At 69.5% G+C, this 12,197-nt stretch carries 9 protein-coding genes and 1 tRNA gene; 2 read left to right on the top strand and 8 right to left on the bottom strand.

Annotated features, from left to right (window positions below):
• Nucleotides 1-29 precede the first annotated feature (29 nt).
• Both OG310_RS17425 and OG310_RS17420 read right to left on the bottom strand, forming a co-directional pair.
• A complete protein-coding gene (locus OG310_RS17425) occupies nt 30-548 on the bottom strand; it encodes an ATP-binding protein (protein WP_329456796.1) in 519 nt (172 codons plus the stop codon).
• A 170-nt stretch (nt 549-718) separates the two neighbouring features.
• On the bottom strand, nt 719-1,540 hold the full coding sequence (locus OG310_RS17420) for a glycerophosphodiester phosphodiesterase (protein WP_329456795.1): 822 nt from the start codon (nt 1,538-1,540) through the stop codon (nt 719-721).
• Between the two features lie 221 nt (nt 1,541-1,761).
• Between OG310_RS17420 and OG310_RS17415 the strand changes: the two genes are divergently transcribed.
• Nucleotides 1,762-3,471 carry a S1C family serine protease gene (locus OG310_RS17415; RefSeq protein WP_329456794.1) on the top strand — a complete coding sequence of 570 codons (1,710 nt, stop codon included), beginning with the start codon at nt 1,762-1,764 and terminating at the stop codon, nt 3,469-3,471.
• 321 nt (nt 3,472-3,792) lie between these two features.
• Here OG310_RS17415 and OG310_RS17410 read toward each other — a convergent pair whose 3' ends face one another.
• From OG310_RS17410 to OG310_RS17390, 5 genes are all read right to left on the bottom strand, one after another.
• Nucleotides 3,793-5,448, bottom strand: coding sequence for a cytochrome c biogenesis protein CcdA (locus OG310_RS17410; protein WP_329456793.1), 1,656 nt, complete (start codon nt 5,446-5,448; stop codon nt 3,793-3,795).
• A 219-nt stretch (nt 5,449-5,667) separates the two neighbouring features.
• On the bottom strand, nt 5,668-6,801 hold the full coding sequence (locus tag OG310_RS17405; protein ID WP_329456792.1) for a hypothetical protein: 1,134 nt from the start codon (nt 6,799-6,801) through the stop codon (nt 5,668-5,670).
• 162 nt (nt 6,802-6,963) lie between these two features.
• Nucleotides 6,964-8,652: an LCP family protein gene (locus OG310_RS17400; protein WP_329460224.1), complete on the bottom strand. Its 1,689-nt coding sequence runs from the start codon at nt 8,650-8,652 to the stop codon at nt 6,964-6,966.
• Nucleotides 8,653-8,744: 92 nt separating this feature from the next.
• Nucleotides 8,745-9,569, bottom strand: a complete 825-nt coding sequence (locus OG310_RS17395) for a hypothetical protein (protein ID WP_329456791.1) — start codon at nt 9,567-9,569, stop codon at nt 8,745-8,747.
• Between the two features lie 77 nt (nt 9,570-9,646).
• Entirely contained in the window at nt 9,647-10,294 is a 648-nt protein-coding gene (locus OG310_RS17390; protein WP_329456790.1) for an RNA polymerase sigma factor, read from the bottom strand.
• Between the two features lie 385 nt (nt 10,295-10,679).
• On the opposite strand from OG310_RS17390, the gene OG310_RS17385 reads away from it, so the two are divergent.
• Nucleotides 10,680-10,766: transfer RNA gene (locus OG310_RS17385), tRNA-Ser, on the top strand.
• Between the two features lie 609 nt (nt 10,767-11,375).
• Here the strand turns inward: OG310_RS17385 and OG310_RS17380 are convergent.
• Entirely contained in the window at nt 11,376-12,083 is a 708-nt protein-coding gene (locus OG310_RS17380) for a hypothetical protein (RefSeq protein WP_329456789.1), read from the bottom strand.
• Nucleotides 12,084-12,197 lie beyond the last annotated feature (114 nt).

Below are 12,197 nucleotides of genomic sequence, written 5' to 3'. Positions count from 1 at the left end.
CGTGTGGTGCCGTGCTGTCCGTCCGACCGTCAGCGTGCGGTGCCGGCTGGTTCCGCGTCCTGCAGGTGGGCCCAGACCGTGACCTCGCCGGAGTCGCTGTCGCGGATGCCCCAGTCCTTCGCGAGCGCCGAGATGATGGTGAGCCCCCGGCCGCCGCGCGCGGTCAGCGAGGGGCGGGCGGGAGTGGGCCGGGTCGGGCCGCCGCCGTCGGTCACCTCGACGGTCAAGCCGCCGGACTGGTCGACGCTCCACGCCGCTCTTATGTCGCCGTTGTCGCTGTCCCTTTCGCCGCCGTGGTCGTGGCCCTTGCCGCTGTCGCCCGGCCCGCCGTCGCCGTGCTCGGCGCGCCGCAAGGGTCTCGCATACCGGCACGCGTTGCTCAGCAGCTCGGAGAGCACCAGTTCGGCGTCCTCGACGACCGTGTCCGAAACACCGCTTCCGCTGAGCTGCGCGCGCATCCGGTGCCGGACCTCTCCCACGCCGGCCGGACCGTGGGTCACGGCCACGCTCGACGACGTCGGCACTTGCTGTGCCACCAAAACCGCCACCCCCGAGACCTCCTTCGCCCACATCACGGTGTGGATGCCCCAATGGCCTGGACCGGAAACCGGGCACAGGGCAGCCTTTGACGCACTCGTGACATTCGGCCACGCAGCGAGCACGCCGGTGCACTCCCCGCCGAACGGTTCAGGTGCGACCTGTCCTGAATTGGCATCTATCAGACGGTACGGCCGAGTTGTGCAAGGACTTGTTTCGGCCTGTTGGTGATGATCGCCTCGACCCCCAGCCGTACACACAGGTCGACGTCCTCGGGATCGTCCACCGTCCATACGTGGACCCGGTGCCCGGCCCGGTGTAGCCGCGTGATGTAGCCCGGGTGGTTGCGCACGATCCGCATCCCCGGTCCGGCGATCCGCGCGCCCGCCGGCAGCCGTCCGTCGCGCAGCCGGGGCGAGATGTACTGCATCAGATAGACGGTCGGCAGTTGTGGGGCCGCCCGCGCGACGCGGTGCAGGGAGCGCGCGGAGAAGCTCATGACACGGACGGACGACTCCCCCGGAGCGGCCGGTTCCGCGAGGCCGAACCGGCGCAGCGTCTCCAGCAGCCGTTCCTCCACCTGACCGGCCCACCGGGTCGGGTGTTTCGTCTCCACGGCGAGCTGTACCGGCCGTCCCGTGTCCCGGATCAGTGCGAGCAGCCGGTCCAGCGTCAGTACGGACGTGTACTCGGGATCGCCCCACTCCGGGCCCTCCTCGCTGTCCGCGTACGCGGCGCTGTTCTTCCAGCCGCCGAAGTCGAGGGCGGCGAGGTCCGCGAGTTCGAGGGCGGACACCGCGCCACGGCCGTTGGAGGTACGGTTCACCCGTCGGTCGTGCACGCATACAAGATGACCGTCCGCCGTGAGCCGTACATCGCACTCCAGGGCGTCCGCGCCGTCCTCCAGGGCTTTCACGTACGCGGCGAGGGTGTGCTCCGGCGCGTCCTCCGAGGCTCCACGGTGGGCGACGACCTGAATGCTGTGCTGGCGGGCTGGGGTCACCGCGTCATGGTCCCACCGTCGTCGGGCAGCCGGGCGAACGGCCGGGCTCCTCGGCTGGTCGGCTCAGCGTGCGTCCTCTTTGTCCGGAGTAAAGGATGGCCAAAAGACGCACAGGTCCCGCTTACCGTGGCCCGACGTGTCGTGGGTAAGGGTTACCCACGACACTTGCACAGCGCGGGACGCTTGCCGACGACAGACGTGGAACCGAGGAGTAGAGAGCTGTGAGCACCGAGAACGAGGGCACTGCGGGCGAGGGCGCGGAGCGCCCCGCCACCCAGTCCGTACCTCCCGGGCCGGACGCCACTCCTGAGGGCACCTCCGCTCCCGGGAGTACCCCGACGGCGGAAGGCACGGGAGCGACTTCCCCGGCCGCCGCCCCCGGATCCCCCGCTCCGACCGGCGAGCAGTCCACGTTCCCGGTCGGCCCCCCGGCCGCGGCGCCCCCCGCCGCACCGGCCCCGCAGGCGCAGTACCCCGAGGCCCACGACCCGTCCCCGTACGGCGCACCGCCGGCCCCGGACCAGGCACCGCACCACCACGCGGCACCGTCGGGTGCGCACGGCGCGCACGCCGCACACCCGGCCCACGCCGCTTCGGGCGGCACTCCGCCCCCGCCGAGCGGTCCCCCGGCCGGCGGCTGGCCGCCGCCCGCCCCGCCCCAGTACCCCGCCTACGGCACCCCCGGCTCCGCCGGCGGCCAGGGCTACGGCGGCCCCGAGGGCCCCGGCGGCCCGGTCTGGGGCGCGCCCGAGCACCAGCCGCCCGGACGCGGCGGCCGCATCAAGGGCGGCCTGATCGCCGCCGTCATCGTGGGCGCGCTCGTCGCGGGCGGCATCGGCGGTGGCATCGGCTACTGGGCCGCGTCCAGCGACGACAACGGCGGGATCGGCTCGACCACGGTCTCCGCCGCCGACCTGCCGAAGGGCAAGGTCGCGGGCGGTTCGGTCGCCGCTGTGGCCGCCAACTCGCTGCCGAGCGTCGTCACCATCGACGCCACGAGCGGCAACGGCAGCGGTGACACCGGTACCGGCTTCGTCTTCGACAAGCAGGGCCACATCCTGACGAACAACCACGTGGTCGCTGAGGCGGCGAGCGGCGGCAAGCTGTCCGCCACCTTCTCCAACGGCAAGAAGTACAAGGCGCAGGTCGTCGGCAGGGCCGAGGGCTACGACGTCGCCGTCATCAAGCTGACCAACGCGCCGTCGGGTCTCAAGCCCCTGCCGCTCGGAGACTCCGACAAGGCCCAGGTCGGCGACTCGACGATCGCCATCGGTGCCCCGTTCGGCCTGTCCAACACGGTCACGACCGGCATCATCAGCGCCGAGCACCGGCCCGTGGTGTCGGGTGACGAGAGCGGCAACAGCACCTCGTACATGAGCGCGCTCCAGACGGACGCGTCGATCAACCCCGGCAACTCGGGCGGCCCCCTGCTCGACGCGCGCGGCGCCGTGGTCGGCATCAACTCGGCGATCCAGCCGGGCGGTGGCGGCGGCAGCGGCGGCCTCGGCGGCAGCAGCAGCCAGCCGGGTTCGGTCGGCCTCGGCTTCGCCATCCCGATCAACCAGGCGTCCACCGTCGCCCAGCAGCTGATCAAGACCGGCCAGCCGGTCTACCCGATCATCGGCGCCACGGTCACCATGGACGCCAGCCAGCAGGGCGACCAGGGCGGCGACGGCGCGGTCATCGCCGCGCAGGGTGTCAGCGGCAGCCAGGCGGTCACCGCCAACGGCCCCGCCGCGAAGGCGGGCCTGAAGTCGGGCGACGTCATCACGAAGTTCGGCGACACCCCGATCGACAGCGGTCCGACGCTGATCAGCGAGATCTGGACCCACAAGCCGAACGACAAGGTCAGCCTGACGTACCAGCGCGACGGCCAGAGCCACACGGTCGAGGTCACGCTGGGCGCGCGCAAGGGCGACAGCAGCAGCTGAGGCCGTCGCGCGACGCGGGACCGCAGGCGCCGTAACGGGCCGGGCTGTTCGCCCGGTGGCGGACGACCGCGGTGAGGTCAGCGAGGGCAGTGAGGAAGGGCGGGCACCGGAACGTATCCGGTGCCCGCCCTTCCTCGTGCCCCGAGTGCCCCGAAGGGCTCGGCGGGCCGGGTCGGGGCCGGCCACCGCCGATCTCTCCCGGCCCCCGATACGTGTGCGGGCCGGGAGAGCGCGGCCCGCGCCCGGGGGCGGGACCGGCCGGCGCGTCGCCGTAAGGGAGCGTTCACCCGAAACCGTGACCCGGCCCCGCCCCGGCGCCCATCACCCGAAAGTGAAGGAGTACGCACTGAGTCCGGGCGACAGCTTCACGTCGAGGGTCCCGCTGCTGGGGTTGTCCCCGTGGACGAGGGCGTAGATGTTCGGCGCCCCCGACACCTTGTAGGTGGTGGTCTTCCCGTCGAGCGTGGCGGTGACCGTTCCCGTACCGCCGACGTCGAGGTAGACGTCGTCAGCGGAGAACGCCAGATCGATGGCCGCGCCCTGCTTCGCCGTCAGCGACTCCTTGCCGACGGACCAGGTGCCGTCGAGCGCGAAGGCGTTCTGCGGAAGGGCCCCCGACGGAGCGTCGAACCGGTGCACGCCGTCCTGGAGCTGCCCGCCCACATACGAACCCGCGCGTTCGGAACCGAGATAGGTCTCCGGCGTCATGTCCTCGTCGGTGGGGGTGGTGTCGGAGACGTGCGTCGCGGGAGGCAGCTTCACCCCCGGGTGCGCGGCGGTCAGCAGCTGCCGGATCAGAGACTCGCTGGTGTCGTACTCGCCCTCACCGACGGCGACATGGCGCACCTCGCCCTTGGCGTCGATGAGGTACTCCGCGGGCCAGGAGTTGTTGCCGAAGTTGTTCCAGGTCGCGAACTTGTTGTCGAGCGCGATCGGATACGTCATGTGGAGCCGTCGCGCGCCCGCTTCGACATCGGCGGGCACGTGCTCGAAGGCGTACTCGGGGGAGTGGACGCCGACGACGACCAGGCCGTCCTTCTTGTAGTTCTGGTACCAGGCGTTCAAGTGCGGGATGGAGCGCTGGCAGTTGATGCAGGAGTACGCCCAGAAGTCGACAACCACGACCTTCCCCTTGAGCGCGCTCGCCGGCAGCGGGCGGTCGGCGGGGGTGTTGAACCACTGCTGGATGCCGGTGATCCCGGGATCCTTGCCGCAGTTGACGAGCTCGGGGCTGGGCAGCTGCGCGCAGTGCTGCAGCCCGGCGGCCTGCGCCGCTCCGAGCGCGCCCACGGCGCCCGTCTTGTCGAGTGCCTGATTGAGCTTCGACGTGTAGTCGGGCACAGCCCGCTGCAGCACGTCGGTGACGTTGAAGGTGAGCGCGACGGCCAGCCCGATCACGACCAGGCCCGCCACGAAACGCACGCCGCGCTGTCGCTCACGGAAGGCCCGCACGCGCTCCGCGACACCGCGGCCCGCGAGCGCGAAGAACAGCAGCGGGGCGGCGGTCCCCACGGCGAACGCGAGGGTCAGCGCCACCGTCCCGACCCCGATCCGGTGTGTGGCGCCCGCGACGGTGATCGCGGCGAGGACGGGCCCAGCGCACGGCACGTACACCGCACCGAGCGCCAGTCCCAGCACGAAGTCGCCGCGCTCGCGCTCCACACGGCTGCTGCCCATGCGCGCGAACGGCCGCTCCAGCAGGTCCTGCACAGCCGGGAACATCATGGCGACGCCCAGCACGAGCAGCACCACGAGCCCGGCCCACCGGATGATGTCCTGGGGCACTGGCAGCGCGCTCACCACGAGCGTGCCGAGAAGAGTGAAGACGCTGAAGCTCAACGCGAGTCCGGCGACGATGAGGTAAGGGCGCCGGCGCACGCTGCCCGTCATGAAGACGACGGGCAGTACGGGCAGGACACACGGGGAGATCCCGGTGATGAACCCGCCGACAAATCCGATCAATACCAAGGTGAGCACGGACTCACGCTAGTTCGGCGAGCTGTGCCGGACAGGGGCCTTGCCCCCGTGGAGCGCCCGCTTCACCAAACCGTAAGAAGTGGAGGACCGTAAACCGCAAGAAGTGGAGGACCGTGCTGCGGGACACCCCCGCACCCCCGTCACCGGCTGCCCACGTCCTTGGGTACGTGCCCGCCTCAAGCTCCACGAGTGGCGCTCTGCTCGCGTTCTCCTCGTGCTCTACTCGTCGTCCTCGCGCGGCGGACGACGGGTGGCGGGCCGCCGGGGCCGCTCGGCACGCCCCTCGGACCCCCGCTCGCCATGCCGGTCGGGCGATCGCTCCGACGAGCGTTCTGACGAGCGACGGGACCTGCTGCGTTCCGTGGGACGCCGGTGCGGACGCTCCGCCTGCCGTTCGACGGAGGTCGAACCGGACCCCACGGCCTTGCGCCGCACCTTGCGCCGCGCGCCGCTGGTGTCACCGGCACCGCGGTGGACGCTCTCGGACGCGCCCTCCACGGCGGGCCGGGCGGCGTCGTTCGCCGAGTCGGCGGTCTCGGACAGCTCGTCGACGGTGTCCTCGGCCGAGTCCTCGGCGCTGTCGGCGGCACCCTCACCGGCGTCGGTCGCGCTGCCGGCCGCATCGCCGGCGGCGTCCGTGGCGGAATCAGCCGCATTCCCGGCCGCGTCAGTGGCGGAGCCGACGGCATCTCCGGCCGCGTCGGTGGCCTTGCCCGTCACATCCCCGGCGGCGTCCGTAACCCCCCGGGCCGCCCCGGACGCCGTCTCGCTGACGTCATTCGTGGCATCCGCGGCGGCCCCACCCACCTGCTCCCCGGCCTTCCCGACACCGCTGCCGACCTCACGGCCCGCGTCACCGACGCCTCGCCCGACCTCACGGCCCGCGTCCCCCACCCCGCGCCCGACCTCGCCCAGGGCGTCGCCGCTCGCGGACCCCACATCCTCCACGGCGCGGCCGACGGACGAGGTGATCTGCTCCAGGATCTGCGGATTGCGGTCCACCGACTGCAGCAGGCGCTCCACCACAGCGCCCACGGTGTCGAGGCGGACCTTCAGCAGGGCCTGCGCCTCCACACCCTTGATCCCGATCTCGACGCGCCCCAGCGACACATCCGCCCCGACATCGAGCCGGAGCAGGTCGAGCACCTCGGCGTGGAGCGAGACCCGCGCCTGGAGGTCCTCCACCTCCAGGTTGATCTCATCGACGTTGAGGGTCGGAATGTCCAGCAGTACATCGGGTTCGGAGTCGACGACCGCCGGCTCGGCGGCCTCGTCGTCGACAATCTCGGAATCGACGGGCTGGGACTCGTCGGAGGGGTCGTACACGTCCCGTGTCTCGGAGTCGTCATTCACCCATTCACCATAAAACGGACGCTGCGCCCCCGCCGCCCGAGCCCGCGGCACCCCGGAGCGCTCCCGTCCCCGCGCCCCGCACCCTCCCGTCGGCCCCGGCCCCGGCCCCCGCTGTCACCTCGGCGTCCCCGGCGTCCTTAAAACCGCACCGATCTGAACAATTCAGGGCGCCGAGTCCTTCACGTCCGGACTGAGGGCATAGGCGCGTGACGGGGAGGTACTGGAAACGGGGTGGTCGGAGGTGGTGGGCCGGCCGTTGGCGTCCAGTCCGATGACATCGTTGAATGTGCTGACTTTGGTGCATTCTTTGTCGGTGCCGAGTTGCGAGTTCGTTCCGCTGAGGGCTGCTCGCGTGTCGACGGGAGCCAGGGCGGCCTTGCCACCGGGGTAGCTCGTGCCGGTTGACCAGTCGGCGCCGATCAGCAGAGAGATCCCGGCTCCTGTTCCCTGCTTGAGCGTCCTGGCCGGCAGCCCGAGTGCCTTGGCAACCGACTGGGCCTGTGCTTTCTGATCGGCAGGGTACGTCAATGAGGTAGTGGTGGCCGGAGATCCGTTTCCCGACCTCGTGCGAGTGCTGAAACCTTCGCCGATCAGTTCCTGGGCGATGGCTGACGCGCGGTGTTCGACGGTCGTGCCGTTCTCCACATCCACGGCGATGGCGGCGATCGACAGCGGGGAGGAACCGAGGGAAGGCATGGCGGGGCCGGCCTTACTGGTGCCTTCTGTGAGTGACTGATCGTTCGCGATGCTCTGGAACATCGCTTTCGCACCCGCACCTATCCGGGTCTGCGATACTCCCTGGACGGTGACGTCCTGGGTCTGCATCGTGGCCCATCTGATATGGCTCGTAGGGACCTTGTCGAGGTCGCCGGCCAGGTCAATGAGTTTGGGCGCGGAGTCCAGGCCGGCCGGGCCGTTGTCGACAGTCAGCGCGTTGGTGGCGGCATTGGCGATGCCCCACATCTTTGTCGGGCTGCCCAGCGTTCCCTTGTTCTTCAACTGTCCGAGCAAGGAGTTGAGGAACTGATGCTGAGCGACCGTCCGGCCGCGGCTGTCGCTGGCGTCACCGAAGCCGTGACGCGTACGCAGGAATTCGAGCGCCGCCTGACCCTTCAGGATGTGCGTGCCCGCCTTCAGTTTCAGGTGGCTGTAGGGGTCATAGACATTCTTGTCGACGCACGCGGACACCCCGCCCACTGCCTCGGATATGTCGACCACCCCCGAGAAGTCGATCATCGCGAAGTGATCGATCGGTATCCCGGTGAGTTCGTGGACGGCCACGACGCTGCAACCAGGACCGCCGCTCAGCGCCGAGTTGATCATCTGGTTCTTCTGAGGGCCCATGCCGAGGTGATTCTTGTCGTGGCAGCCACTCCAATCGCTCCGCAGGTCGCGGGGGATGCTCATCACCATGGCGTTGGACCGGTCGGCGGATATGTGCACGACCATCTCCACGTCGGCGCGGGCGCCGGTTGCCGTCTTGCAGGCACCACCGAGCTTGCAGTCGGACGCGTCAGTTCTCCCGTCCGAACCGATCACCAGGATGTTGATCGGGCTGCGTCCGAACGCGTCCACACGTTCGTGCCCCGCGCCGTCCTTGCCGTTGGCAGACAGGGCGTCGGAGGTGATGTTGCTGTTCAGCTTCCAGTACGCAAACGCCGCCGACCCGGCGCCGAGCAACAGGACGAAGCCCATCAACAGCCCCGCGACCTTCAGGGCACGCTTGCCGCCCTGCTTCTTCCTGCGCTTGCGCAGGGCAGCCCGGCCACCCGCGGCCTGTCCTGCCGGACTCGCCGGCGTAGTCCTTTTCCGGCTGACCCTGTCCCGCTTCGCCCCACCAGAGGACTTCATCTCGAACACCTCCTTCGAGGTTCGAACCGACGGCGCACAGTGCTGCTCCGGAACGTCGCCGGGGCAGCACCGAGGTCGGTCGAAAGGCCCACTTACTGCTGGTCGGTGAACTGCGGGTCCTTCTTCTGGCTGTAAACCTCCGCGCCGGACGCGTTGTAGGCGTGGACGTAGGTTGCGGGGCCCGCATAGTGCGTGCCAGGGGCTGTGACGGAGCCGGCCGCCGCGTAGACGAACGCGCCGCCTGCCATGACCGCCGGGTACTGCTTCGGGTCGTCGCCGTAGCTGATGGTGATCTTGGCAATGCCGGATGTGCAGTGTCCGGCGCCCAGCACGAGGTAGTGCCCCTTGTCGGCAAACGCGCCGATGGAGTCGAAGTACTCGATCATGTGACCGGTGCCCCACAGGCGGTTGTTGATGAACGTGGGCGGGAAGTCCTGGCTGCTGCCCTTGTCGCCCTGCGACTCGCATTGCACATACTGACCGGCTGAGTCGGCGGCGACGACCACGCCGTCCCAGTCCTGCGTGGCGATGGGTGCGCGGACCGCGGCCACTGCGTGGAATCGCGAGGCATCCGAGCCCAGGCAGGAGGCCAGGATCTTGGCGACGGCCCCGGCGCCGATCGGGGTCGACGTCGCGCTGGTGAGGGAGAACGCGCCCGGGGTGGAACTCGCCTGAGCCGAGGACGCCGCCGAGCCGGTTCCGGCCGACGCGGAGCCGTGCGTTGCGCTCGGACTCGGCGACGCGACGGCGCTCGTCGGGTCTCCGGCGGGGTCGGCGAGGAGCGGCTTGGCATCCCCTATCCCACCGAGGACCTCCACGGCCGCGACGCTCATCGCCACGACGCCGGTGGCGACGCCCAGCGGCACCCCCCACCGGCGTCGCAGCGAAGCACGGTTGTTCTCCGGGCCGATCTTCATCAGAAGCTCCTCTCGGGTCCGCCGGTGGTCCGGCAGATCACGGTCGGAAGGAGCCGCAGGAACGCCCTGCCTGTGGTTCATCGCGCGACCTCTTCCGCGTTGACGGGACTCTTCGAACTGAATGACGCTGGAACCGCGGCTCCGCCAACGAGGTCGTCTCCCAGCCTTCGCCGCGCCCGGTGCAGGCGGGACTTCACGGTTCCGACCGCCACCCCCAGCGTTGCCGCAGCCGCTTGATGATCCAGGCCCGACCACAGGCAGAGCTCGACGACGTCGCGTTCGTGGCGCGGTAGCCGATCCAAGGCCCGGTGGATTTCCGACATGTGACGCTCGTCGTCGACCCGGCCGGCGATGCGGTCCGCGTGGTCGCCCACCGGCTCGTCATGCGAGACAAGCCGGCGCAGCAACGCCTCGGCCCGCCTCAGCCGCCGCCTGGTGTTCGACAGCAGGTGGTCGGCGATACCCAGCAGCCACGGCAAGGCCGAGTCGCGGTCCAGCACCGTCTCCGATCGCCGACGCCAGGCGTGCAAGAACACGGTCGACGTGAGGTCTTCGGCCTCGGACCAGTCGGCGGTGCGCCGGAACAGGTAGTTGTAGACGGTCTTCCCATGACGGTCGAAGATCCGACCGAACGCCTCCCGGTCGCCGTCGACGGCCCTCGCCCACAGCTCTCGGTCGGATATCCCCCCGACCGGCATGGCGGGGCCGGCATCGTTCAGTTCCATGCCCTATACGTGTCCGGCACCCGCCCGAAGGTTCCCGTGGAGCCAGTGATGTCGACAACCGGCTTGGTGCCAACTGGCCCGACACCTCTTGGACGAGGGGCATGCGGGGGGAAAAACCTGGTGTTCTGCAGACCTTCTGCCACCGCTGAGGCAGAGCTCGCGCGGAGCACTCCGCAACGACGGCATGTGGGCCCACGATCGCGACTTCGAGCGATACGAGAGGCGGCCCGGCCCTTTCGCAGGGCGGTGCCCGACCAGACGGATCGGAAGGTATCGCAGGGCCGCGAGCGGAGAACGGGGCCGCGGACCCCACGTGGCCCACGGCCTCTGCGCGAGCCCGGAGGCCGGTACGCTGTACCTGCTCCCTCCCTGGTGGACGGGGCGAGGTGGGTTGCCCGAGCGGCCTAAGGGAACGGTCTTGAAAACCGTCGTGGCAGCAATGTCACCGTGGGTTCAAATCCCACACCCACCGCAGCAGGTCAACGAAGCAGCAGGTCACGAGGGGTGCTCCCAGCTTGGGAGCACCCCTCGGGCGTTCACGTTGTCTCACTACTTCTCGCCCGTGGACGGGTGTGGATCAGCCACTGTCCCCCAGGCGTCCCCCAAAAGCCGCGCGCCACGGTGCAACTTCCCCCACCTCATGAAGGCACCTGGCTGCGCTCCGCTTCGCCGGGCGCGCTCCCAGCTCCCGGTCGCGCTTCGCTCCTGTCTTCGGCCCGCGCCGCGCGCCGTCCGCCGACGCGCACCCACAGGGGATGGGGACGAGGTCACGAGTCGCCACCCGAAGGTGCGACGGCAGCTCACGGTCAAGGACTGCGTCCGTCGGGGGCAAGCACGCGTCCTGGGCGGGATGGCCCGTCCTGCGGGTGCCGGCACCGTAAGGGCGGGCGTGCGGGCCCGTCCCGACCACCTTCGACCCAGGCGGAGCCGAGTAGACGCGGTTCAGGGCGTCCAGGCCGTTCGTACAGTGGCGCTCCCTCTGGGCGTCCTGAACCATGCCAGCTCCACGGTGTGTGGGCCCAAGGCAGACGGGATAGAAGCTCGGAAAAGTGGTGGGTTGATGTGATCGGCAAGCACGCCTCTATCGCGGCTCCGCCAACCTGCGAAGGAAACGATCGATCACGCGTTCCATCTCTTCGCGAATCTCCAACGCTTCGACAGGCACACGATCGACGTAGGCGACGCCTGAATCATGCATCAAGTGCTCTCTCGTCACGTCGAGAGCTCGGCGCGCGTTGTGATGAGGCCCGTCGATCTCCAGCACTCCAGCCCGTCCTTTGTAAGTGACGAGGAAGTCCGGCTCCCAGGTCCGCCCCGCGATCCTGCCGTTGGGGAGAGGGAATATTGCGATAGTCTCCTCGGGCGGCAGCACCATCTCCTGGCGATGCTTCAAGAGCCTGTAGACGCGCTGCTCACCTTCGTTAGTGAAGGCAAGATTGTCCTCCAGCCAACGTCGCGGCGAGGGCTGCAACCGTCGAGCCTGATTCGAAGGACGTTCCCCGGAAATCTCACGATGGATCATGTCGCGCCATCCGGGCCCTACGACCGGCAGTGTCTCCCGCGCCTCGACCCAGCTCACTCCAAGACGGAGACGACCGGAAATCTCCTGGCAAAGTTGCCGAAGCTTCTGCAGCAGGTCATCGGTGAAGTGCGACATGTTGGCCGGGTCGACTTCGATCACCAGGTCCTTCTCGTCGCCTCGCTCATCCCAGTCCAGCTGCCAGCGGTCAACCTGCAGAAGAAGCTGCGCTGTGGCGACGTCCCCGCGCCGGACGAGAAGGTTAGACATCTACGCCATCAACGTCTCAGCGACAAGCGCGTCCCTCTCGTCGCCGGGGGTCAGGTCAGCCAGCCTCTCCTCGTAGCTGAGTGCCCTACCGATCGCAGTCGACGGTTTCGTGAA

Origin of the sequence: Streptomyces sp. NBC_01497 (assembly GCF_036250695.1) — a bacterium.
In the GTDB taxonomy this organism is placed as follows: Bacteria; Actinomycetota; Actinomycetes; order Streptomycetales; family Streptomycetaceae; genus Streptomyces.
The sequence above is the reverse complement of the archived record's forward strand: the minus strand, read 5'-3'. Positions and strand labels throughout refer to the sequence as shown.

Coding starts and splice junctions, on each gene's coding strand:
- OG310_RS17400 (WP_329460224.1), bottom strand. CDS start 8,652: ATGAAGTCCTCTGGTGGGGCGAAGCGGGACAGGGTCAGCCGGAAAAGG.
- OG310_RS17395 (WP_329456791.1), bottom strand. CDS start 9,569: ATGAAGATCGGCCCGGAGAACAACCGTGCTTCGCTGCGACGCCGGTGG.
- OG310_RS17390 (WP_329456790.1), bottom strand. CDS start 10,294: ATGGAACTGAACGATGCCGGCCCCGCCATGCCGGTCGGGGGGATATCC.
- OG310_RS17380 (WP_329456789.1), bottom strand. CDS start 12,083: ATGTCTAACCTTCTCGTCCGGCGCGGGGACGTCGCCACAGCGCAGCTT.